Origin of the sequence: Methylobacterium sp. Leaf99, from assembly GCF_001422375.1 — a bacterium.
In the GTDB taxonomy this organism is placed as follows: Bacteria; Pseudomonadota; Alphaproteobacteria; order Rhizobiales; family Beijerinckiaceae; genus Methylobacterium.
On the sequence record NZ_LMMU01000001.1, the window covers coordinates 1,813,852 to 1,834,157 of the forward strand.

Consider the following 20,306-nt stretch of genomic DNA (forward strand, 5'->3'; position numbering starts at 1 on the left):
CTTCAGGCCGCCGCGTCCCAGGTCTCCGTGATCGCCCGGCCCTCGCCGAGCAGGCGGGCGCGCAGCACCACGTCGCCGGGCGGCCGGGTGGCGGGCGGGCGCCACTCGACGTAGAGGCGCCAGCCCCCGGTCTGGGGCACGAACTCGATGAACGGGTCCACCAGGGTACCGGCGCTCGCCGAGATGTCGGCGGTGAGGGCGGAGGCCGGGTCGCGCGGCAGGCCGGGGCCTTCGAAATCGATCGTGTAGAGGCGCCGGCCCGGGCTCGGTGGTGTCGTCGGGCGCAGGCGCTCGGCCGAGCCGACGCGGGTCGAGACCACGCGGGCCAGGGTCCCCGGTACGACGCCCGTGGGCTCCGCGCCCACCGTGGTCAGGGTGTAGCGCGGGGACAGGACCGTTCCCGCCGTGACGGGAGCGGCCGGCACGAAGGCCGCCACGATGTTGTCCATGTACTCCTCGCGCGACGGGATCTCGAAGAGTTGCACGGCGCCGGCCCCGAACCCCGCTTCCGGGGTCACCCACAGGCCCGGCCGGAGTTCGTGACGGGCCTGGACGTCGAGATAGGCGCCGAAATTCCGCTCGCGCTGGAGCAGCCCGAACCCGTCGAGGGGATCGACGGCGAAGGCCGAGACCTGCGGGTCACGGCGCCCGTTCACCAGGGGCCGCCACATCCGGTCGCCCCGCGTCGCCACGGCGAGGCCGTCGGAATCGTGGACCTGGGGCCGGAAATCGTCGAAGGGCTCGGCGCCCGGCGCGCCCGGCCCGTTCTGCCCGTGCAGGAACATGCTGGTGAGGGGCGCCAGCCCGAGGCGGTCGATGGCGGTTCGGGGGTGGAGGGCGGCTTCGACCCGCATGATGGAGGGATCGCCCGGCGCCACGACGAAGCGGTAGGCCCCCGTCAGGCTCGGCGATTCGAGGAGCGCCAGCACGTCGATGGTGCGGGCGTCGTCCTTCGGTTCGCAGATCCAGAACGCGGTGAAGTCCGGAAATTCCTCCGCGCCCGGTCCGCCCGTGCGGATGGCCGCGCCCCGCGCCGACAGGCCGTATTCCTGGCCCTTGCCGCGCAGGCGGAAATACGAGGCCCCGAGGAAGACGAGGAATTCTTCCTGCGTGTCCGGCCGGGAACCGTCGAAGGCGTAGTGCAGGCGAAAGCCCGCGAAGCCAAGGTCGGCCGGGAAGGATTGCCCCTGCAGGGTTGGGCCGAGGTCGAACAGATCCGAGCCGTAGGCGATGGGTCTGGCGGGGCCGTCGGCCGGTTGCAGGTAGAGGTCCACCCGTTTCGCCTGCAGGAAGCCGCGATGGAACAGCTGGGCCGAGAAGTGGGCGCCCAGGCGCGGGCTCGCCGCGGGGCGGAAGGTGATCGCCCGGTAGGCATCGTAGGTCAGGGCCTTGAGGGCGGGCGGCAGGTCGTCGGGATGCGGCCGGTAGGGCGCCGCCGCGAGCGCCTTCGCCCGCTCGGCGAGATCGGCGAAGGTCATGGGCGTCGCCCGGTCGGGGAGGGGGGCGGCCAGCGTTCGGACGGCATTCATATCGGTGATACTAGGCAGGAGCATGCCCGTGGCCGCGCCGAGCGTCTGAAGGGCTTGCCGCCGCGAGACGGGGCCGGTCTGCCCGTTCCCGTCCCCACCGTTGCCATCGCCCATCGTGTGCCTGTCCCCGTGATCGGGCATCGCTCGGCTCCCCTCGCACGAGAGTCCCGCGTCCCATGTCCCAGCGGTTGTCGCACGACGCTCCCGTAGTCGAAATCCCGAACGGATCGGATTCGGAGCGATCCCTGCTCGGGCGTCGGCTGATGCTGGCGCTGCCGACCCTGGCGACGGCCGCCCTCATCGCGACCCTGGCGACCATGGCCTACGGCCCGCCGGCCGGGTGGTTCGCCGGCGCCGTCCTCGTCCTGTTCTGCCTGGTGATGGCCTGGCAGTCGTTCGTCGCCTGGCAGTACGTCTACGGCCTCGTCGCGGACGGCCTCGGCGACAGGGCGAAGTCGGACCTCGAAATCCGCTCCCTGACCGTGCCGGCGAAGGCCTCCGGCCGGAGCCGGACGGCCGCCGTGGTCGCCATCCATGCCGAGGACGCCGTGGCGGTGTTCGCGGCGCTGAGGGTCATGGCCCGCTCGCTCCAGCGCGAGGGCGGCGACGGCTCCGACATCGATCTGTTCGTCCTGTCCGACACCCGCGACGGCGCCATCGCGGCTTTGGAGGAGCACGAGTTTTCCCGCATCACCGCCTGGGCGGCCCAGAACGGTGCGGGCCTGCCGCGCCTGCGCTACCGCCGCCGCCGGGACAATGCCGGGCGGAAAGCCGGCAACATCGCCGAGTTCTGCCGCACCTACGGCGCTGAATACGACTTCATGATCGTCCTCGACGCCGACAGCCTGATGACCGGGGCGGCCATGCGCCGCCTCGCCCGGCTGATGGAGGAGAGCCCCCGCGTCGGCCTGATCCAGACCGTGAGCTACGCCACCGGCCGCGACACCCTGTTCGCCCGCATCCAGCAATTCGCCGTGCGCCTCTACGCGCCGCTCTCGATCCGCTGCCTTGAGACGTGGCAGGGGCCCGATGGGAGCTACTGGGGCCACAACGCGATTCTGCGGGTCGAGGCCTTCGCCAACAACGCCGAACTGCCGGTGCTGCCCGGCAAGGCGCCGCTCGGCGGCGAGATCCTGTGCCACGACATCGTCGAGGGGGCGCTGCTCCGCCGGGCCGGCTGGGAGGTGCGCCTGCTGCCCGAGATGGGCGGCACCTGGGAAGAGATGCCGACGAACCTCGTCGATCTCCTCGGCCGCGAGCGCCGCTGGTGCCAGGGCAACATGCAGCACCTGCGCGTCGTCCCCATGCCGGGCCTGCGCCCCGCCAGCCGCTGGCATCTCGCCGTCGGCATCCTCTCCTACATGGCCTGCCCGCTCTGGGTGGCGTTCCTGGCCCTGGGCACAGTCCAGGCCGCGGCGACCGGCGACCTCGGCCTCCTGGGCTACGGCCTCACCGGCACGGGGGCGGCCGCCCATGCCCTGGCGTTGGTGGTGCTGACCGTCCTGGCGCTCCCGAAACTCCTGAGCCTCGGCCACGTCCTCGCCTCGCCCGAGCGCCGGGCGGACTTCGGCGGCACCGCCTCGCTCCTGAAGAGCGCGGCCCTGGAGCAGGTGGTGTGGGTGCTGCTCTGGCCGGTGATGACCCTGTTCGCAGCGGGTGCCGTCGCCACCACCTTCGTCGGGCGCGTGGTGCGCTGGGACGCGCAGATCCGCGACGACCGCCAGGTGCCCTGGGCGGAAGCCTGCCGGCTCCAGGTCGACACCCTCGTGGCCGGTGCCCTGCTCGCCGGAATCCTGGCCTATGCGGCCGACCCGTGGCTCGCCCTGTGGATGGCGCCCGTGGCCCTCGGGCTCCTGTCGAGCCCGGCCCAGAGCGTCCTGACCAGCCGGGCCGATCTCGGCCGGCGGGCGCAGGAGCGGGGTCTGTTCCTCACCATCGACGACACGGACCGCGCGCCCGACCTCGTCGCCCTGGCCCAGTCCCGGGGCGGCGCCGAAGTTCGCCCGGACCGGCCGGCCCTCGCCGAAACGGCGGCCCTGCGGGCCAGTGAGGCGCCGGTGTCGTGAGCGCGCCTCACTGCGCCGGCTTGCCGAGCACCTCGATGGGGTCCGTGCGCTGGCTCGGACCCGGCTCCTTGGTGACGCTGTCGCCCCCCTGCTTGCCGTTCGACTTCAGGCCCGTGCCGCTGGCGAGTTCGAGGCAGGTCACCATCTCGACGTAGGAGGGAAACCCGCCGGCCTCGAACTGCTTCTCGCACTGGCGCTTGGCCGCCGGGGTGAACTCGCCCCAGCGGCGCTTGACCTCGTCATGGGCCGAACGTTCCGAACGCAGGCAACCGTCCTGGCTCGCGTTGTCGTTGACGCCGGCCGAGGCGGCGGACTTGCAGGTCTGCTCGATGTCGAGATTCGGCGGGCCGTCCGCCGCCAGGACGGGGGCTCCCATCAGCAGCAGGGCCGCGAGTCCGGTCAGCAGGGATTGGGTATTCGTCATCGCCGGTCTTTCAGGGTGATCTCTGACCAACAACGCGATGCCCTGCCATTGGCCCCCTGCAGGGTTGAGAAAATCACGGCACGGCCGGCGCATCTCCCCCGCGCAGGGCGTCGTCGAGATCCCCGAACAGATCGTCGACATCCTCGATCCCCACGGACAGGCGCAGGAGATCGGGCGGGCAGGGCGAGCCCGGCCCCTCGACGGAGGCCCGGTGCTCGATGAGGCTCTCGACGCCGCCCAGCGACGTCGCCCGCTTCCACAGGCGTACCCGGGCGGCGGCGGCGATGGCCGCCTGCTCGCCCGCCGCGACCCGGATCGACAGCATGAAGCCGAAGCCGCCCGCCATCTGGCGCGCGGCCACCGCGTGGCCGGGATCGTCGGGCAGGCCCGGATAGAGCACGGCACGCACCGCGGGATGCGCCTGGAAGCGCCGGGCGAGGTCTGCGGCCGCGGCCGATTGGGCGGCGGCCCGGAGGGGCAGAGTGCGCAGGGACCGCATCAGCAGGTAGGCCTCGAACGGCCCCAGGATGGCGCCGCCCCCGGCGCGGATCGTGACGAGCCGCGCCCAGAACGCGTCCGCCTCGGCCCCGGCGAGGACGCCCGCGACCACGTCCGAATGCCCGTTGAGGATTTTTGTGGCCGAATGCATCACGATGTCGGCCCCCAGGGTCAGGGGCCGGGTGTGAATCGGCGAGGCGGCGGTGGAATCCACCGCGAGCCGCGCCCCGGCCGCGTGGGCAAGGCGCGCGGCGGCGGCGATGTCGGTGACGGTCCAGAGCGGGTTGCCCGGCGTTTCGATCCAGACGAGCTTCGTCGTGCCCGGACGCAGGGCGGCGCGCAGGGCATCGAGGTCGTCCATGGCGACGAAGTCGATGGCGATCCGCCGGCGGGGCATCTCGTCGCGGAGCCAGCGTTTCAGGGCCCAGTACATGACGGTGGGGGCGAGTACGTGGTCGCCGGGCTCCAGGGCCGTGAAAACCGCCGTGGCCGCCGCCATGCCGGAGCCGAACAGCAGCGCCCCGGCCGGGGCGTCCTCCAGCATGGCGATGACGGCCTCGGCCTCGCGCACGGTGGCGTTGTCGGGCCGGGCATAGGAGAAGCCCGAGGCATAGCCGTTGTCGGGATCGCGCAGGAAGGTGGTGGAGACGTGGAGCGGGGCCACCACCGCCCGGGTCACGGGCTCGATCCGCCCCATGGCCTGGGCCGCGAGGCTGCGGGCGCGGAAAGGGCGGGGGGCGGTGTCGTCCGGCATGAGGTCCCTCCGTTTTCGTCAGGTCTGGGAAGGTCCGTAAAGGGCCCCGCGAAGCCGCCCTGGCGACGACACCGGCCCCGTGACCCAGACCCGTCGCACGGTCCGGGCCGGGGGGCTGGCCTCATGAAACCATGGCTGATCGAACAGCGTTCCGATGCCAGCCTCCGAAGCACGGGCACCCCGGCAGCCTTCCCGGCGGACCAGAGATCTTGGCCGACCAGAGATCTTGGCCGACGAGAGACTTTGGCCGCCCAGCGACAATGAAACCAGGACGTCGAGACGGATGACCGCCACCCCGCATGTGCCCGACAGGCCGGCCCTGTCCCGCTATCCCCGCCTGGCGGCGGCGATCCTGCCCGTGCTCGTCACCAGCGTAATCGGGTCGCTCTCGACGGGGCCTAACATCGAGGGCTGGTACGCGGGCCTGACCAAGCCGTCCTTCAATCCGCCGAACTGGGCGTTCCCCCTGGCGTGGACCATCCTCTACGGCCTCATCGCCGTCTCGGCCTGGCGGCTGCTCGGCGCCATGCCGCGCACCGGACCGACCCGGGAGGGCTGGCGGCTGGCGGTCATCGCCTTCGCGGTGCAGCTCGCCCTCAACGCCGCCTGGACCCCGACGTTCTTCGCCGCCCATGCCATCGGGACGGGCGTGGTGGTCTCGGCAGCGATGTTCGTGATGATCCTCTGGACCATCCGCCTGTCCTGGCGCTTCGACCGCCTCGCCGCCGGTTTGCTCGTGCCCTATGCCGCCTGGGTCGGCTTCGCGACCATTCTCAACTTCGCCCTCTGGCGGTTGAACTGAGCATCGGCCCGAAAAGTGGTATCCGGTTTTCGGCAAAGGCCGATGCTGCGGAAAGCCCTACTCGGCGGCTTCCACGAACACGGTGCCGGCGCGGGGCAGGTCGAGGGTGTCCCAGGTTTCCATGAGCGCCGCCGTCAGCTTGGCGATCTTGGCGTCGTCGTGGAACGGCGAGGGCGTGATGCGCAGGCGCTCGGTGCCGCGCGGCACCGTCGGGTAGTTGATCGGCTGGATGTAGATGGCGTGGTGTTCCAGCAGGTGGTCGGCCGCCGCCTTGCACAGCTCGGCATCGCCCACCATCACGGGCACGATGTGGGTCTGGGTGTGCAGCACCGGCAGGCCGGCGGCTTCGAGCGCCATCTTGGTGCGGTTGGCCTGACGCTGGTGCGCCTCGCGCTCGACGTTCGAGCGCTTGAGATAGCGCACGGAGGCGCGGGCGGCGGCCGCGATGGCCGGCGGCAGGGCGGTGGTGAAGATGAAGCCCGGCGCGTGGCTGCGCACGGCGTCGCACAGGACGGTGGAGCCGGTGATGTAGCCGCCGACGCAGCCGTAGCCCTTGGCCAGCGTCCCCTCGATGACGTCGACCCGGTGCATCACGCCGTCGCGCTCGGAGATGCCGCCGCCGCGCGGCCCGTAGAGGCCGACGGCGTGGACCTCATCGAGGTAGGTCATGGCGCCGTAACGGTCGGCGAGGTCGCAGATGGCCGCGATGTCGGACACGTCGCCGTCCATGGAATAGACGGACTCGAAGGCGATCAGCTTCGGGCGGTCGCCCGCCGCGATCAGAAGCTCTTCGAGATGCGCGAGATCGTTGTGGCGGAAGATGCGCTTCTCGCAGCCCGAGTGACGCACGCCCTCGATCATCGAGTTGTGGTTGAACGCATCCGAGAGGATGAGGCAGTTCGGCAGCAGCTTGGCGATGGTCGAGATGCCGGCCTGGTTCGAGACGTAGCCCGAGGTGAAGACGAGGCCGGCTTCCTTGCCGTGCAGATCGGCGAGTTCGCGCTCCAGATCCACCAGGGGTGAATTGTTGCCGGCGATGTTGCGGGTGCCGCCGGCGCCCACGCCGCAGCGCGCCGCCGTCTGCGTCATGGCGTTCACCACGTCGGGATGCTGGCCCATGCCGAGGTAGTCGTTCGAGCACCAGACGGTGATCTCGGACGTCCCGCCATCGGGCTTGCGCCAGTTCGCCGTCGGGAAGCGTCCGGCGATGCGCTCGATATCGGCGAAGACGCGGTAGCGGCGCTCGGTGTGCAGGCGGTCGAGGGCCGTGCGGAAATGGGCGTCGTAATCGGCCCGGCCCTGGCCCGGACGGGTCTCGGTGGTCTTCCGGGTCTTGCGGGTCTCGGTGATCTCGCTCGTCGCGGGCATCCGGTTCACGGGCATCCGTCCTTCACGCTTGGGCTGATTGGCCGGCGGTGGGATCGCGGCCTCTGGCGGGATCGTTTCCGCGCGGACCCTTATGCCAGACGGGGTCTTCGCGTTTGGTTTCGGCAAGGTGTCGCTGTCCCCGATCCGGAGACATCGAACGCCGCGCGTCGTGGCTGGCTCCTCCAGCGCGGTCGGCACGATACAGGCGAACTTGGAATTGGTTCAAGTCGACAACCGCAGCCCTGGTCTGCAGCTTGACGGTGCGGGTTGGGCCGGTGGACGGTGGGGATGGACAGCCGGCCCGTCGCCGTGGTGACGATGCGTCGCGTGAAGCCGACCCGAGAGCCATGACCGAGCAGACGGACAAGCGGACCGAGCGCCTGAAGGCGGCCCTGCGGGAGAACCTGCGACGGCGCAAGCTGCAGGTGCGCGGCCGCTCCGAGGCGCCGGAGGAGGTTCTGGAAGAGGTCCGGCCAGGGGCGCAAGGGGCACGCGCAGGGGTCCGGGACGGCGATCCGGCGGAGCCGCCCGAGGACGATCCGGCCTGAGCGGGACCGCATCCCTTTTCCGACAAAACTGACGTATACGCCGGCTCAACGACACCGAAGGCGGGCCGCGGGCTCTCCACGAGACCGGTCCGACGTCCGCAGGACGCGGGACCCGAGCGCAAGGTTTGACGACAATGGACCGCATCACCATCATCGGCGGCAGGCCGCTCAACGGCGTGATCCCGATCTCGGGCGCCAAGAACGCGGCCCTGCCCCTGATGATCGCCAGCCTGATGACCGGCGAGACCCTGGAACTCGGCAACGTGCCGCGGCTCGCCGACATCAACGCCCTCCTGCGCATCCTCGGCAATCACGGCGTCGACCACATGGTGGTGGGCAAGCGCCCGGGCCAGACCACGGAGACCGGCCAGACCATCCGGCTGACCGCCTCCAACGTCATCGACACCACGGCGCCCTACGAGCTCGTCTCGACCATGCGGGCGAGCTTCTGGGTCATCGCGCCCCTGCTGGCGCGCTTCGGCGAGGCCCGGGTCTCGATGCCGGGCGGCTGCGCCATCGGCACCCGCCCCGTCGATCTCCTGCTGATGGCGCTGGAGCGCCTTGGCGCCACCGTCGAGGTCGACGGCGGCTACGTCATCGCCCGCGCCAAGAACGGCCTGCGCGGGGGTGAGATCCACTTCCCCAAGGTGACGGTCGGCGGCACCCACGTGGCGCTGATGGCGGCCGCACTCGCCAACGGCTCCACCCTCATCGAGAACGCGGCCCGCGAGCCCGAGGTGGTGGATCTGGCCGCCTGCCTCACCAAGATGGGCGCCCGGATCGAGGGCGCCGGCACGCCGCGCATCACCATCGAGGGCGTTTCGCGCCTGCACGGCGCGCGGCACGACGTGCTGCCCGACCGGATCGAGACCGGCACCTACGCCATGGCGGTGGCCATGACAGGCGGCGACGTCACCCTGGAGAACACCCGGGCCGACCTGCTGCATTCGGCCCTCGACGTGCTCTCGACCACGGGCGCCGAGATCACGGTGGGCACCGACACCATCCGCATCCGCCGCAACGGCGGCGGTATCGCGGCCGTCGATGTCACCACGGACCCGTTCCCGGGCTTCCCCACGGATCTGCAGGCCCAGTTCATGGCGCTGATGACCCTCGCCAAGGGCCAGTCGCACATCCGCGAGACGATCTTCGAGAACCGCTTCATGCACGTGCAGGAACTGGCCCGGCTCGGCGCCAGGATCCGCCTCGAGGGCGATCTCGCCATCGTCGAGGGCGTCGAGCGCCTCAAGGGCGCGCCCGTGATGGCGACGGATCTGCGCGCCTCGGTGTCGCTGGTCATCGCCGGCCTGGCCGCCGAGGGCGAGACCAGCATCAACCGGGTCTATCACCTCGACCGCGGCTTCGAGGCCCTGGAGGCCAAGCTCGCCCGCTGCGGCGCCGAGATCACCCGCGTCCGCTCGTAGAGATCGGGCATCGGCGCCGGCCCGTGTGGGCCGACGCCGGGAGCGTCAGCCGCCGACGGCGCCGCGCTTGAAGCCGAAGCCGGGGATGTCGCAGCCGCAAGGCGCGTTGTAGGGGGCCGGACGGGTGACGCAGTTGCCGCGCGCGGTGACGCAGACGCTGCCGCCGCGTCCGCCCCGGCCGCGACGCTCGTAGCGATCGTCGTCGTAGCGATCCCGGCGGCGCTCGTAGCGGTCCTCGTCATAGCGGCGCTCGAAGCGCCGGGGGCCGTCGTCGTAATACTGGGCCTTGGCCTCGAAGGCGCCGAGGCCGGTGCCGAGGGTCGCGGCCGTCGCGATCGCCAGGAGAATGCGCTTCACCGAACTGTCCTTTCCGTCATCCCGGCCCGCCGCCCGATCCGGCGCGCTCGTGGCCGGAATCCGGGGCGTGAGCTCCGAGGGTCTGGGCACGAGACCTAGACCGATGCGGATGAACGGGGCCTGAGACCCGGCGTTCCCTGACGCGAGGCCCGTCCGTCCGCGCGAGAAACCTGCGGGCGCGGGGGCGTTCCGCGGGCGCAGGGGGGCTTTGGGCCGCGGGCGCATGGTTGCCGTGGGCCGACGGTCTCGCTACCTACGGGGCCGACCGTTGCCAGATCCGGGACCGGCCCGGCCCAACCCCACCCCCGGCCCAACCCCACCCAAGAGCGCGACACCCCCGCCATGGAGCTTCTCAAGCTCGCCGCCCTCGATGCCGACGACCTCGCCGTCGTCTCGGCCCACCTGCAGGACGCGATCCTGCGGGCCGAGGATCTGGCCTACCTCACGGACACCCACCGCTTCGTGCTGGTGGCGCGGCGGTTCGACTGGTCGGCGGAAGACGGCGAGGCCCCGCGCCGGCGCCTGACGGGTGTGCATTTCGAGCGGGTCCTCGGCGTGCGCAGCCGCGGCCTCGTGCCGGGCGCGCCCTCCGAGACGCCCCTCGAACTCCTGGCCGTCACCTTCACGCCGGGCGAGGCCCCATCCGGCACCGCCACCCTGGTGTTCGCCGGCAACGCCGCGATCCAGCTCGATCTCGAATGCATTGAGGTGCGGATGAAGGATCTCGGACCCGTCTGGGAGGTCGATGGCCGCCCCGATCACGAGGCCGCCGCCGCCGGGCGCGCTGCCGTCGAGGGACGCAACCCATGATCCGCCTCGATTCCCGCGCCGCCGATTTCGCGGACAGCTTCGCCCGCCTGCTCACCGTCAAGCGCGAGATCTCGGAGGATGTCGACGAGACCGTGCGCGGCATCATCGCCGGCGTGGTCGCGGGCGGCGACACCGCCCTCGTCGACTACACCCGCCGCTTCGACCGGGTCGGCGAGGCATTCACCGCCGCGTCCCTGCGGGTGACGGCCGACGAGATCCGGGCGGCCATCGCCGCCTGCCCGGCCGACGCCCTGGAGGCCCTGCGCTTCGCCGCGACGCGCATCCGGACCTTCCACGAGGGCCAGGTGCCGGGCGATCACATGGGCACGGATGCCCTCGGGGTCACCAGCGGCTGGCGCTGGACCGGCCTCGAATCGGTGGGCCTCTACGTGCCCGGCGGTACGGCGAGCTATCCCTCGTCGGTCCTGATGAACGCGATCCCGGCCCGCGTCGCCGGGGTGCCGCGCGTGGTCATGGTGGTGCCGATGCCGGAGGGGGCGATGAACCCCCTGGTGCTCGCCGCCGCCGACCTCGCCGGCGTCCACGAGGTCTACCGCGTCGGCGGCGCCCAGGCCGTGGCGGCGCTCGCCTACGGCACCGAGACCATCGCGCCCGTCGCAAAAATCGTCGGGCCCGGCAACGCCTGGGTCGCGGCGGCCAAGCGCCGGGTGTTCGGGCAGGTCGGAATCGACATGATCGCCGGCCCGTCCGAGGTGCTGATCCTCGCCGACGCCCACGCCAATCCGGACTGGGTCGCGGCCGACCTCCTGGCTCAGGCCGAGCACGATGTCGCCGCTCAATCGATCCTCGTCACCGATTCGTCCGACCTCGCCGACGCCGTCGAGGCGGCGGTGGAACGGGCGCTGACGACCCTGCCCCGGCAGGAGATCGCGCGGGCGAGCTGGCGCGATTACGGCGCCGTCGTCGTGGTGCGGGACTTCGACGAGGCGGTGCCCCTCGTCGACCGCCTCGCCCCCGAGCACCTCGAGATCGAGACGGCGGACGCCGAGGCGCTGGCCGCCAAGGTGCGCAACGCCGGGGCGATCTTCCTCGGCTCGCACACGCCGGAAGCCATCGGCGACTATGTCGGCGGCCCCAACCACGTCCTGCCCACCGCCCGCTCGGCGCGGTTCTCGTCAGGGCTCGGCGTCCTCGACTTCATGAAGCGCACGACGATCCTGCGCTGCACCCCCGAGGGCCTGCGGGCGCTCGGACCCTCGGCCATTGCGCTGGGACGGTCGGAGGGCCTCGAAGGCCACGCCCGCTCGGTGGCCATCCGCCTGAACCTGTGAGGCGATGATGCCCGGCGCGGCCAGATCCACGGAGCCGAAATCTCCCAACCGCCTCGTGGCGGTAACCCTCGACGAGGATTCCATCGGCCGGGGCAACCCCGACCAGGAGCACGAGCGCGCCATCGCGATCTTCGACATCCTCGAAGAGAACAGCTTCGCGATCCCCGGCCGCGAGGGGCCGTTCGCCCTCACCCTCGGACTCGTGGAGAGCAAGCTCGCCTTCGCCATCCGCACCGAGTCCGGCGATCCGGTGATGACGCACCTCCTGTCGCTGACCCCGTTCCGCCGGGTGATCCGCGACTACGAGATGATCTGCGAGAGCTACTACAACGCCATCAAGACGGCCTCGCCGACCCAGATCGAGGCCATCGACATGGGCCGGCGCGGCCTGCACAACGAGGCTTCCGACCTTCTGAAACAGCGTCTCGAAGGCAAGGTCGATCTGGACCACCAGACGGCCCGGCGCCTCTTCACCCTGGTCTTCGCCTTGCACTGGAAGGCCTGAGCGACGTTCCCTGGAGCATTGCGCCTGAGAGCCCGGAGGCAGTGACCGGATGGCGGACGAGGCCGGCCCGAAGAAGAAGCGCGTCCAATCGGCCCTGTTCATGTGCAACTTCAACGCCGTGCGCTCGCTGGCGGCGGAGGCCATCGCGCGGCATTATTTCGGCAAATCGATCTACGTGCAGTCGGCCGGCGTCCGCTCGGGCGAGCCCGCCGACCCGTTCATGGTGGCGGCGCTCGATGAGATCGGCATCGATGCGTCGCGTCACAAGCCGCGGACGCTCGCCGAACTCGAGGAGTGGGAAGGCCTGAACTTCGACCTCATCGTCACCCTGGCGCCGGAGGCCCACCACGCCGCCCTGGAGCTCACCCGCACCAACGCCGTCGAGGTGGAATACTGGCCGACGCCCGACCCCACCAATTTTCACGAGGGGTCGCGCGACCAGCGCCTCGACGGCTACCGCGACGTGCGCGACGGCCTGATCTACCGGATCAAGACGCGGCTGAAGGGGTGAGGCGCCTGATGGCCGTCACCGGCCCGTAGCTCTTCTCCCGGATGCGGGCGACGGCCTCGGCCAGGGGCTCCACCGCCACCGCCATGTGGAAGCCGTTGGCGTGGATGAGCCGGACCGCGTCGAGCATGAGCCCGACATGGCCGCGCCAGAACACGAGGTCGCCGCGCCGCAAGCCGTCGAGGCCGGTCGGCCGCTTTTCCCCGAGGGCCCGCTCCTGCTGGTCGGCATCGCGCGGTGCCACGATCCCCGCGGCGGCGAGGCAGAGCTGGACGAGGCCCGAGCAGTCGAGGCCGAGGCTGGTGCGTCCGCCCCAGAGGTAGGGCGTGCCGACGAGGCGCTCGGCGGTGCCGGCGAAATCGGGCTCCGTCCGGCCAAGCGCGGCGCCATGACCGGCGAAGACATGGTCGCCCGTGGCGAGGCGAAGGTACTCGCCCGCCTGCCCCACCACCGCCACGCGGGCGCCGAGGGTCAGGTAGCCGGTGGCGGGCAGTTTCAGGTCGGGGCCGGGATACAGGAAGGTCCGGAGCGCCGTGATCCGGTGGGTCGGCGCCGGATCGACCGGCCCCAGGGCCGCCTCCGCCAGGTAGCCGACATAGCCGTCGTGACCGAGGCGGACCCAGGCGAAGCCTTCTTCCGCCTCGTAGAGCGTTGCCGCATCGCCCATCACCGCCTCGGTGTCCACGGCGGCATCGAACCGGGGCGCCCGCCGCAGGGGCGACGACGGCACCACCACCCGGCGCGCTTCTCCCGCCACGTAGCGGTCCGCCGCGATCCGGCCGCGCAGGCGGATGTCGGCGAGATCGGCGCGCGCGGGCGTGAGGCGCGGATCGGTGATGTCGGTCAGGGCGTCGAGCATGGTCGGATTATCCGCTGTCCCGTCGCGGGCGGCAACGGCCTGGGACCGTGCCGCATTGCTGCCGGATCGGCCAAGCGGCTCGACGCTTGCTTGCCGTCCCGCGTGCCCTGCTCGGGGGGGGGCGGCCCGCGTTCCTCAGCACTGTGCGCGGCGCAACCGCCCGACGCGATTTTGTGCGCTGCACATATCGCTCGATCGGCGTATGATCGTGGAATGCCAAGCGCGAGTCCCGTCGTGAAGAAGATCCCGAAATCCTTCAAGGACCTGCCGCCCATCCGTGTGCGCCGGGAGCCGCCGACGATTCCGGAGGCCGTGGCCGCCGCGCAGGACCTCGCCGACGAGGTCGAGCATCAGGTCGAGATCGCCGCCGGCCTCATCGGCCTGACCGCCGACGAGATCCGTCCGCACGTCCTGGCCGCCGCCAAGGCCAAGCCCGAGCGCGTCCCCGAGCACATCCTGACCGCCGGCAGCCCGAACCGGGCGCCGCGCACGGTCATCGTCGAGCGCCGCACCCGTCCGCCCGTCATCGTGGAACGGCGCGGCCGGCCGCCCCTGAGCCGGTAGCGCGAACGAGAAAGGCCCCGCCGAATTGCTTCGACGAGGCCTGTTCTGAAGCTCGGTAAAGTCTCGGTGTCGACCCTGAGCGGACCGGGCTCCCAAAGCTCCTTTCGGAGACACACTGAATTTGGATGTTTCCAAGCCTGAATGCAACCTCAAAGCTCAAGTGCGGCCCGCATTCCAGCCTCGATCCGAGCCATGTCGGCTGCCGACAGAAATTCCCCGCGATACCCTCGTCCGGCGATCACGCGATCAAGCCGATGATGTGACACCCGGATGATGGAGGCGCAGCTTGCCCAGATATCCTTGGTGAAAGCCCGATAGGATCGGGCCACGAACGGTACGTCCCAAGGTCCCGGTGTGGCTGGTGGCGTCGCACTGCACGGCACGACCAGGCAAAGGCCCGGACCAGTTCCATGTCTATGATTCAATCGATCGTTTGAAACAACGATGACGCGGCGCGTCTTCCACATTTCTGGCGTTACGGGGACGGGCGATCGATCCAGCGGAAACGTCGTTGGATCGCGAGGATCGGGACCGAATGCACACATGAGGATACCGCCACGACGCGGCGTAAAGGTGATCGCCATTATACATTTTGGTTACCCTGTGGCGCCCGGTGTGTCGAACCGTTTCCCGCGCAGGGTGTAGTGGCTTTAGTGATTCCCGGCGATCTGTGAAAGACCGCCGAGTCAGGGATACCCAGGATTTCGGATGCGACAGGGCGTCCTTACCAGTCGAGCGCCCTTACCAGTCGAGCGTCTTGCCGGTGTAGTCGAGATAGACGCAGCCGGTCCGGCCGAGACGGCCTTCGATCACGTCGGTCAGGCCGGTGACGCTGGTGGCGACGTCGATGTCCGCGTCGGCCCCGCCCATCTCCGTGCGCACCCAGCCCGGATGCAGCAGCACCACGCCGAAGCCCGCGTCGCGGTGGCGGATCTCGAAGCTGCGCGCGAGGGTGTTGAGCGCCGCCTTGCTGGCGCGATAATTCTCCCAGCCGCCCGCCTCGTTGAGGCCGACGCTGCCGAGGATCGAACTCATGAAGGCGACGAGCCCCTTCGGCGCGAGCCGGTCCAAAAAGGCTTCGGCGAAGCGGATCGGGCTCACCGCATTGGTGAGGTAGACCTGGGCGGCGACGTCGCGCGGCACCGCGTGGAGCGGATCATGCGCCTGCGTCGCGACCCCGGCGACCACGAAGATCAGATCGTAGCGCTCACCCGACAGGGTTTCGTGGAGGGCGGCGACGGCGCCGTCGTCGTCGATATCGGCGGTCTCGACGCGAAGCGCCTCGGACTTCAGGGCCGCGAGCCCCGGCGAGGCCGAGCGCTGGGTGGCGGTGACGCGCCAGCCCCGCTGCAGGAAGGTCTCGACGAGGCCGAGACCGAGGCCGCGCGAGGCCCCGACGATGAGCGCGTTCTTCCGGTCTGCCATGGTGTTCGATCCTCTCGATCTGGGATCGTCGCCGGCCCGAAGCCGGAGCGTGCGAACCCGCTGCCTCACAGGTCGGGCGCGGATCATCCCGCGGCAATGTGGCCCCGTGCGTTCGAGGTGTGCGGGCGCACCCTCAATCGGCGGTCTGCACCGACCACGTGGCGTGGGTGACGAAGGGCATGCGCGCCAGGGAAGCCGTCACCGCATCGAGCTCGGCCGAGGTCACCGCCGTGGCGACGAGGGTCGCCACCACCTCGACGGTGTCCTCGCCGCGCTCCACCACCTCGATCCCGCCCACCGGATAGTCCGCCGCCTCCAGGCGCTCGACGAGGAGGTCGCGGGCGGGGCCGACGGACTCCGCCTGCACCGTCACCTGCACCTCGTAGGTCGCCTCCGTCTGGCTCTCGTCGATGGGCGCGCGGTTGATGGCGTTGACCAGGGGCCGCAGCAGGGTGTTGCCGGCGAGCACGGCCGCCGTGACGAAGGCGGCCTCCAGGGGGAAGTCGGCACCGGCGAAGGCGCCCACGGCCGCCGAGCACCACAGGGTCGCGGCGGTGTTGAGGCCGCGCACGTTCATGCCCTCCTTCATGATCACGCCGGCCCCGAGGAAGCCGACGCCGGAGATCACGTAGGCGACCGTGCGGGTGCCGCCGGCCGCCCCCTCGAGGCGCATGCCGAGGTCGACGAAGGCGGCCGCCCCCACGGCCACGAGGACGTTGGTGCGCAGGCCCGCCGTGCGCTGCCGATACTGGCGCTCAGCCCCGATCAGGGTGCCGAGGCCGAAGGCGACGACGAGGCTGACGGCGGAGTTGACGAATTCGGGAAGGGGCGATGGCAGGAGCATCCCGTCTCATCGCCATCCCGCGTGACGGAACCGTGACAGGTCCGTCTAGGCTGCCAGGAAGACGCGCAGGGCCTGGAGCGTCCCTTCGGGGTTCTCCTCGGCCGGGAAGTGCCCCGAGACGAGATCGACGGCCGTCGCATTCGGCGCGAAGGTGCGCCGCCAGGCGGTGAGCGGCGTCTCGGCGCTGCGGTCGAGGTAGCCGTCGCCGGCCAGGATCAGGGTCGGGCAGGCGATCGTGCGCTGGGCGGCGAGGTCGGCGAGATCCGCCTCGCGGTCGCGGGTCGCCCCGGCGCGGTAATCCTCGCACATGGCATGGATGCGCTCGGGCACGGTCCAGCCCTGCCGGTAGAGGGCAAGGGCGGCGGGCGCGAAGGCGTCGAGCGACTTGGCATTGCTCCAGTCGCGCAGCAGACCCTCGAAGTATCCGTCGGGATCGCGTCCGATCTCGTTCTCCGGCGCGGGCGCCGGACGGGCGAGGTTCTTCCAATGTGCGGACCCGCTCGAGGCTTCGATGCGCTCCCACTGCACCAGGGTCGGCAGGATATCGAGGAGCGCCAGGCGCGCGACGCGGCCGGGCTCGTCGAGCGCCAGGCGGTAGCCCACGCGCGCGCCGCGATCGTGCCCCACGACCGCGAAATGCACGTGGCCGAGATGCTCCATCACGGCGACGACGTCCCGCGCGAGGGTTCGCTTGGCGTAGGCCCCGTGCGCCGCATCGCCCCCGGGGGCCGCCGACCAGCCGTAGCCCTTGAGATCGAGGCAGATCACCCGGTGCGTCTCGGCGAGGGCCGGGGCGATCCGGTGCCAGCAGGCGTGGGTCTGGGGAAAGCCGTGAAGCAACAGGACCGGCGGCGCGTCCTCCGGGCCGCCGATCCGGGCGAAGAAGCGCCCGGCCGGGATGTCGATCCAGGGGGCGGAGAAACCGGGGAAGAGGTCCGTGGTCACGGGGCGCGGGCTCCGGCGATGGGTGCCGGACTATAGGGCCGCCCGCGCGCGCCGACCACGCGTCGCCGGGCCATTTGCCGGATTGCAGGTACGCGGCCATCGGGCCGCCGGGCGAATTGCCCGATCGCAGGCATGCGGCCATCGGGCCGCCGGGCCAATTGCCCGGTCGCGGGCATGCGGCCATCGGGCCGCCCGCGTGGGATTGACGCTGGTCGCCCGCATCGGCACACCCGAAGCATGTGGATCGCTTAAGAATCCGCACCCAAAAAACGTCGAGGAGACGCGCATGGTACGGATCACCGTCCTTGCTACGAAGGCCGTTTTCGCCAGCGCCGAGCCGCGCGCATGAGCGGCGCCGTGCTCGCCGAGCGTCCGGCCGCGTCCCCCGTCGATCCCGCCCTGCACGCGCGGGTCCTGGCCCTGCGCGACGGCCTGCTGCACGGGCTCATCGGCGCCGACGCCATGGTGGAGCGCCTGCTCATCGGCCTGCTCACGGGCGGCCACCTCCTCATCGAGGGGGCCCCGGGCCTGGCCAAGACCCGCGCCGTCAAGCGCCTGTCGGACGGCCTCGACGGCAGCTTCGCCCGCATCCAGTGCACGCCCGACCTCATGCCCGCCGATCTCACCGGCACCACCGTCTGGCGCCAGGATGCCGGCGACTTCGAGTTCCTGCCCGGCCCCCTGTTCCACTCCCTCGTCCTCGTCGACGAGGTCAACCGCGCCCCGCCCAAGGTCCAGTCGGCCCTGCTGGAGGCCATGGCGGAGGGGCAGATCACCGTCTCGGGCCACACCCACGGCCTGCCCGATCCGTTCATGGTGGTGGCGACCCAGAACCCCATCGAGCACGCCGGCACCTTCCCCCTGCCGGAGGCCCAGCTCGATCGCTTCCTGCTCCACGTGGTGGTGGAGATGCCCGACGAGGCCGCCGAGCGCCGCATCCTCGACCTCGTCGAGGGCGAGCTGAACCACCACGCCGAGGCGATGCCGGTGAAGCTCTCGGTGGCCGAGATCCGGGCCGCGCGGGAGGCGGCGCTCGGCGTCCATGTCGCGCCGGCCCTCAAGGACTACCTCGTGCGCCTGGTGGCCGGCACCCGCACGGATTCGGCCGCACCCGATCTCCGCGCCGCCATCGAGCATCCGGCCTCGCCGCGCGGAACCCTCGCTCTGATGCTCGCCGGCAAGGCGCGGGCGTACCTTCGCGGGCGCGATCACGTCATCCCCGAGGATATCGCCGCGCTTGCCGCCGACGCCCTGGCCCACCGCATCGGCCTCACTTGGCGGGCCGCCGCCGAGGGCAAGACCGCGCGCGGCATCATCCGCGACCTCGTCCAGCGGGTGCGGGCGCTCTGACCGCCGCCATGGCCTCCCCGTCCGTTCCCGATCCGACGCAGGCGCCCGGCATCCACCTCTCGGGTGAGGCCCTCATGGGCCTGCGCCACCTCGCCCGGCGCGGCACGTCCCCGGCCACCCGCACCCTCGCGGGGCTGCCGGGCGGCATCGTCACCCGGCGGCGCGGGCGCGGCTCCGAGCCCGACGACGTGCGCCTGTGGTCCGAGGGCGACGACCGCCGCCACATCGACCGCAACGCCACCGCCCGCACGGGTATCCTGCACGTGCGCACCCACCACGACGAGCGCGACCGCGCCGTGGTGCTGCTCGTGGATTTCCGGCCGTCCATGCTGTTCGGCACCCGCCGGGCGCTCCGCTCCGTGGCCGCCGCCGAGGCCCTGGTGCTCCTCGGCTGGCGGGTGGCCGGCGATGGCGGCCGGGTCGGCCTCGTGGCGATCGGGGCCGGCGAACCCGTGGTGGTGCGCCCGGCCGGGGGCGAGCGGGCCATGACCGCCGTCACCGGGGCCTTGGCCATGGCGCATGCCCGGGCCCTGGCGGAGACCTCCACCCAGGACCCGCCCCTGTCGCGCGCCCTCACCCTGGCCCGGAGCCTGCTGCCGTCGGGCGGTCACCTCGTCCTCGGCACCGCCCTCGACAATCCGGGGGAGGATTTCGACCACCTTCTCACGGTGATGGCCGAGCGCCTGTCGATCCGCCTCGTGCTGGTGAGCGACGCCTTCGAGCGCACCCGCCCGCCGGGCTTCTACCCCTTCGCCACCCAGGACGGCCGGCGCGGCACCGTGCAGGCGAGCCGCGCCGACCGCCCGCCGGGCGACGCCGACGCCCGCCTGGTTGAGTATGCGCGGCGCGGCATCGAGGGCCTGCGCCTCGACGTCGAGGCGGGGCCGGAGGCCTATGCCCCCCTCATGGAACGGCTCGATGCGGTGCTTTGAAATCCGCGCCGACGGACGGTGCCCATGAATCCCGCAAACGCCCCCGCCGACATCCCCGCCGGCCTCGACCAGCTGCGCGGCCTGCACCTGCCCGCCGAGGCCGCCGGCGCGGCGCAGGGGCCGGTGGTGCTCGCCCTCGCCCTCGGCTTCACGGCGGCCTTGCTCGTCGGCCTCGTCCGGTACCTCAGGGCGCGGCAGCGGGGCACCGTGCGCCGGGTCGCCGCGCGCGAACTCGCCGCCGCAAATGCCCTGCCGCCGGGGCCGCGCCGGGTCGCGCAGGCGCGCCTCCTGCGCCGCCTCGCCCGCACCCTGCGGGGCGACGCCGCGGCCTCGACGCAGGGGGACGCGTGGGCCGCCACCCTCGACGGCCTGTTCGCCACGGACTTCTTCACCAAGGGCGCCGGCCGGACCTTCGCCGACGGGCTCTACCGCCGCGACCCGCCCGAACCCGGCCTCATCGATGCGGAACTCGGCCGACTGATGCAGCGGATCGGGGCCTGAC

The 20,306-nt window shown here is 71.5% G+C and carries 22 protein-coding genes; 12 read left to right on the forward strand and 10 right to left on the reverse strand.

What is annotated here, in order from left to right:
- Positions 1–2: 2 nt before the first annotated feature.
- Positions 3–1,478 (reverse strand): glucan biosynthesis protein, encoded by a 1,476-nt coding sequence (locus ASF28_RS08325; protein ID WP_056091459.1) that lies wholly within the window; start codon positions 1,476–1,478, stop codon positions 3–5.
- Positions 1,479–1,705: 227 nt separating this feature from the next.
- Between ASF28_RS08325 and mdoH the strand changes: the two genes are divergently transcribed.
- Positions 1,706–3,595, forward strand: coding sequence for a glucans biosynthesis glucosyltransferase MdoH (gene mdoH, locus ASF28_RS08330; RefSeq protein ID WP_082476057.1), 1,890 nt, complete (start codon positions 1,706–1,708; stop codon positions 3,593–3,595).
- A gap of 7 nt (positions 3,596–3,602) precedes the next feature.
- Here the strand turns inward: mdoH and ASF28_RS08335 are convergent, their stop codons facing one another.
- Positions 3,603–4,019, reverse strand: a complete 417-nt coding sequence (locus ASF28_RS08335; protein WP_056090080.1) for a hypothetical protein — start codon at positions 4,017–4,019, stop codon at positions 3,603–3,605.
- A gap of 73 nt (positions 4,020–4,092) precedes the next feature.
- Positions 4,093–5,271, reverse strand: coding sequence for a trans-sulfuration enzyme family protein (locus ASF28_RS08340; protein ID WP_056090083.1), 1,179 nt, complete (start codon positions 5,269–5,271; stop codon positions 4,093–4,095).
- 283 nt (positions 5,272–5,554) lie between these two features.
- On the opposite strand from ASF28_RS08340, the gene ASF28_RS08345 reads away from it, so the two are divergent.
- Positions 5,555–6,073, forward strand: a complete 519-nt coding sequence (locus tag ASF28_RS08345; protein ID WP_056090086.1) for a TspO/MBR family protein — start codon at positions 5,555–5,557, stop codon at positions 6,071–6,073.
- A 57-nt stretch (positions 6,074–6,130) separates the two neighbouring features.
- Here the strand turns inward: ASF28_RS08345 and hemA are convergent, their stop codons facing one another.
- Positions 6,131–7,441 carry a 5-aminolevulinate synthase gene (gene hemA, locus ASF28_RS08350; RefSeq protein ID WP_370692905.1) on the reverse strand — a complete coding sequence of 437 codons (1,311 nt, stop codon included), beginning with the start codon at positions 7,439–7,441 and terminating at the stop codon, positions 6,131–6,133.
- Positions 7,442–7,788: 347 nt separating this feature from the next.
- On the opposite strand from hemA, the gene ASF28_RS08355 reads away from it, so the two are divergent.
- Both ASF28_RS08355 and murA read left to right on the forward strand, forming a co-directional pair.
- On the forward strand, positions 7,789–7,989 hold the full coding sequence (locus ASF28_RS08355; RefSeq protein ID WP_056090093.1) for a hypothetical protein: 201 nt from the start codon (positions 7,789–7,791) through the stop codon (positions 7,987–7,989).
- Positions 7,990–8,123: 134 nt separating this feature from the next.
- Positions 8,124–9,413, forward strand: a complete 1,290-nt coding sequence (gene murA / locus ASF28_RS08360) for a UDP-N-acetylglucosamine 1-carboxyvinyltransferase (RefSeq protein WP_056090095.1) — start codon at positions 8,124–8,126, stop codon at positions 9,411–9,413.
- Positions 9,414–9,458: 45 nt separating this feature from the next.
- Here the strand turns inward: murA and ASF28_RS08365 are convergent, their stop codons facing one another.
- Positions 9,459–9,770 carry a hypothetical protein gene (locus ASF28_RS08365; protein ID WP_187272991.1) on the reverse strand — a complete coding sequence of 104 codons (312 nt, stop codon included), beginning with the start codon at positions 9,768–9,770 and terminating at the stop codon, positions 9,459–9,461.
- Between the two features lie 342 nt (positions 9,771–10,112).
- On the opposite strand from ASF28_RS08365, the gene ASF28_RS08370 reads away from it, so the two are divergent.
- The 4 genes from ASF28_RS08370 to ASF28_RS08385 are packed head-to-tail and all read left to right on the forward strand — an operon-like array spanning position 10,113 to position 12,888.
- Complete coding sequence (locus ASF28_RS08370; RefSeq protein ID WP_056090098.1) at positions 10,113–10,580, forward strand: DUF2948 family protein; 468 nt, start codon at positions 10,113–10,115, stop codon at positions 10,578–10,580.
- A complete protein-coding gene (gene hisD / locus ASF28_RS08375) occupies positions 10,577–11,872 on the forward strand; it encodes a histidinol dehydrogenase (protein ID WP_056090100.1) in 1,296 nt (431 codons plus the stop codon). Before ASF28_RS08370 ends, hisD begins: the two co-directional genes overlap by 4 nt.
- 7 nt (positions 11,873–11,879) lie before the next feature.
- On the forward strand, positions 11,880–12,377 hold the full coding sequence (locus ASF28_RS08380; RefSeq protein ID WP_056091465.1) for a UPF0262 family protein: 498 nt from the start codon (positions 11,880–11,882) through the stop codon (positions 12,375–12,377).
- 49 nt (positions 12,378–12,426) lie between these two features.
- On the forward strand, positions 12,427–12,888 hold the full coding sequence (locus ASF28_RS08385; protein ID WP_056090102.1) for an arsenate-mycothiol transferase ArsC: 462 nt from the start codon (positions 12,427–12,429) through the stop codon (positions 12,886–12,888).
- Here ASF28_RS08385 and ASF28_RS08390 read toward each other — a convergent pair.
- The gene (locus ASF28_RS08390; RefSeq protein ID WP_056091467.1) at positions 12,866–13,732 is read right to left on the reverse strand and encodes a C40 family peptidase; all 867 of its coding nucleotides are present in this window, start codon (positions 13,730–13,732) and stop codon (positions 12,866–12,868) included. The two genes, ASF28_RS08385 and ASF28_RS08390, sit on opposite strands and share 23 nt — an antisense overlap.
- Positions 13,733–13,957: 225 nt before the next feature.
- Here ASF28_RS08390 and ASF28_RS08395 point away from each other — a divergent pair, with 225 nt between their 5' ends.
- Positions 13,958–14,308, forward strand: a complete 351-nt coding sequence (locus ASF28_RS08395; RefSeq protein ID WP_056090106.1) for a hypothetical protein — start codon at positions 13,958–13,960, stop codon at positions 14,306–14,308.
- 149 nt (positions 14,309–14,457) lie between these two features.
- Here ASF28_RS08395 and ASF28_RS23695 read toward each other — a convergent pair whose 3' ends face one another.
- The 4 genes from ASF28_RS23695 to ASF28_RS08410 form a co-directional block, all read right to left on the reverse strand.
- Positions 14,458–14,892: a type II toxin-antitoxin system PemK/MazF family toxin gene (locus ASF28_RS23695; RefSeq protein WP_082476058.1), complete on the reverse strand. Its 435-nt coding sequence runs from the start codon at positions 14,890–14,892 to the stop codon at positions 14,458–14,460.
- A 157-nt stretch (positions 14,893–15,049) separates the two neighbouring features.
- A complete protein-coding gene (locus tag ASF28_RS08400; RefSeq protein WP_056090108.1) occupies positions 15,050–15,733 on the reverse strand; it encodes an SDR family oxidoreductase in 684 nt (227 codons plus the stop codon).
- 133 nt (positions 15,734–15,866) lie between these two features.
- Positions 15,867–16,577 carry an MgtC/SapB family protein gene (locus ASF28_RS08405; protein WP_056090111.1) on the reverse strand — a complete coding sequence of 237 codons (711 nt, stop codon included), beginning with the start codon at positions 16,575–16,577 and terminating at the stop codon, positions 15,867–15,869.
- A 45-nt stretch (positions 16,578–16,622) separates the two neighbouring features.
- Entirely contained in the window at positions 16,623–17,522 is a 900-nt protein-coding gene (locus ASF28_RS08410) for an alpha/beta fold hydrolase (RefSeq protein WP_056090114.1), read from the reverse strand.
- Between the two features lie 345 nt (positions 17,523–17,867).
- Between ASF28_RS08410 and ASF28_RS08415 the strand changes: the two genes are divergently transcribed.
- Genes ASF28_RS08415 through ASF28_RS08425 form a run of 3 tightly spaced genes read left to right on the forward strand, consistent with a single transcriptional unit; the run spans position 17,868 to position 20,305 of the window.
- A complete protein-coding gene (locus ASF28_RS08415; protein ID WP_056090116.1) occupies positions 17,868–18,872 on the forward strand; it encodes an AAA family ATPase in 1,005 nt (334 codons plus the stop codon).
- Positions 18,873–18,880: 8 nt separating this feature from the next.
- Positions 18,881–19,804, forward strand: a complete 924-nt coding sequence (locus tag ASF28_RS08420) for a DUF58 domain-containing protein (RefSeq protein WP_056090118.1) — start codon at positions 18,881–18,883, stop codon at positions 19,802–19,804.
- 24 nt (positions 19,805–19,828) lie between these two features.
- On the forward strand, positions 19,829–20,305 hold the full coding sequence (locus ASF28_RS08425) for a DUF4381 family protein (RefSeq protein ID WP_056090121.1): 477 nt from the start codon (positions 19,829–19,831) through the stop codon (positions 20,303–20,305).
- Position 20,306 lies beyond the last annotated feature (1 nt).

Excerpts from the sequence above, each read along its gene's own strand:
- ASF28_RS08325 (WP_056091459.1), bottom strand. The coding sequence starts at position 1,478 with ATGACCTTCGCCGATCTCGCCGAGCGGGCGAAGGCGCTCGCGGCGGCG.
- ASF28_RS08395 (WP_056090106.1), top strand. The coding sequence starts at position 13,958 with ATGCCAAGCGCGAGTCCCGTCGTGAAGAAGATCCCGAAATCCTTCAAG.
- hisD (WP_056090100.1), top strand. The coding sequence starts at position 10,577 with ATGATCCGCCTCGATTCCCGCGCCGCCGATTTCGCGGACAGCTTCGCC.
- ASF28_RS08355 (WP_056090093.1), top strand. The coding sequence starts at position 7,789 with ATGACCGAGCAGACGGACAAGCGGACCGAGCGCCTGAAGGCGGCCCTG.
- ASF28_RS23695 (WP_082476058.1), bottom strand. The coding sequence starts at position 14,892 with ATGGCGATCACCTTTACGCCGCGTCGTGGCGGTATCCTCATGTGTGCA.
- ASF28_RS08340 (WP_056090083.1), bottom strand. The coding sequence starts at position 5,271 with ATGCCGGACGACACCGCCCCCCGCCCTTTCCGCGCCCGCAGCCTCGCG.
- ASF28_RS08370 (WP_056090098.1), top strand. The coding sequence starts at position 10,113 with ATGGAGCTTCTCAAGCTCGCCGCCCTCGATGCCGACGACCTCGCCGTC.
- ASF28_RS08380 (WP_056091465.1), top strand. The coding sequence starts at position 11,880 with ATGCCCGGCGCGGCCAGATCCACGGAGCCGAAATCTCCCAACCGCCTC.
- ASF28_RS08415 (WP_056090116.1), top strand. The coding sequence starts at position 17,868 with ATGAGCGGCGCCGTGCTCGCCGAGCGTCCGGCCGCGTCCCCCGTCGAT.
- ASF28_RS08335 (WP_056090080.1), bottom strand. The coding sequence starts at position 4,019 with ATGACGAATACCCAATCCCTGCTGACCGGACTCGCGGCCCTGCTGCTG.
- ASF28_RS08400 (WP_056090108.1), bottom strand. The coding sequence starts at position 15,733 with ATGGCAGACCGGAAGAACGCGCTCATCGTCGGGGCCTCGCGCGGCCTC.
- ASF28_RS08345 (WP_056090086.1), top strand. The coding sequence starts at position 5,555 with ATGACCGCCACCCCGCATGTGCCCGACAGGCCGGCCCTGTCCCGCTAT.
- ASF28_RS08420 (WP_056090118.1), top strand. The coding sequence starts at position 18,881 with ATGGCCTCCCCGTCCGTTCCCGATCCGACGCAGGCGCCCGGCATCCAC.
- mdoH (WP_082476057.1), top strand. The coding sequence starts at position 1,706 with ATGTCCCAGCGGTTGTCGCACGACGCTCCCGTAGTCGAAATCCCGAAC.
- ASF28_RS08385 (WP_056090102.1), top strand. The coding sequence starts at position 12,427 with ATGGCGGACGAGGCCGGCCCGAAGAAGAAGCGCGTCCAATCGGCCCTG.
- ASF28_RS08405 (WP_056090111.1), bottom strand. The coding sequence starts at position 16,577 with ATGCTCCTGCCATCGCCCCTTCCCGAATTCGTCAACTCCGCCGTCAGC.
- murA (WP_056090095.1), top strand. The coding sequence starts at position 8,124 with ATGGACCGCATCACCATCATCGGCGGCAGGCCGCTCAACGGCGTGATC.
- hemA (WP_370692905.1), bottom strand. The coding sequence starts at position 7,441 with ATGCCCGCGACGAGCGAGATCACCGAGACCCGCAAGACCCGGAAGACC.
- ASF28_RS08425 (WP_056090121.1), top strand. The coding sequence starts at position 19,829 with ATGAATCCCGCAAACGCCCCCGCCGACATCCCCGCCGGCCTCGACCAG.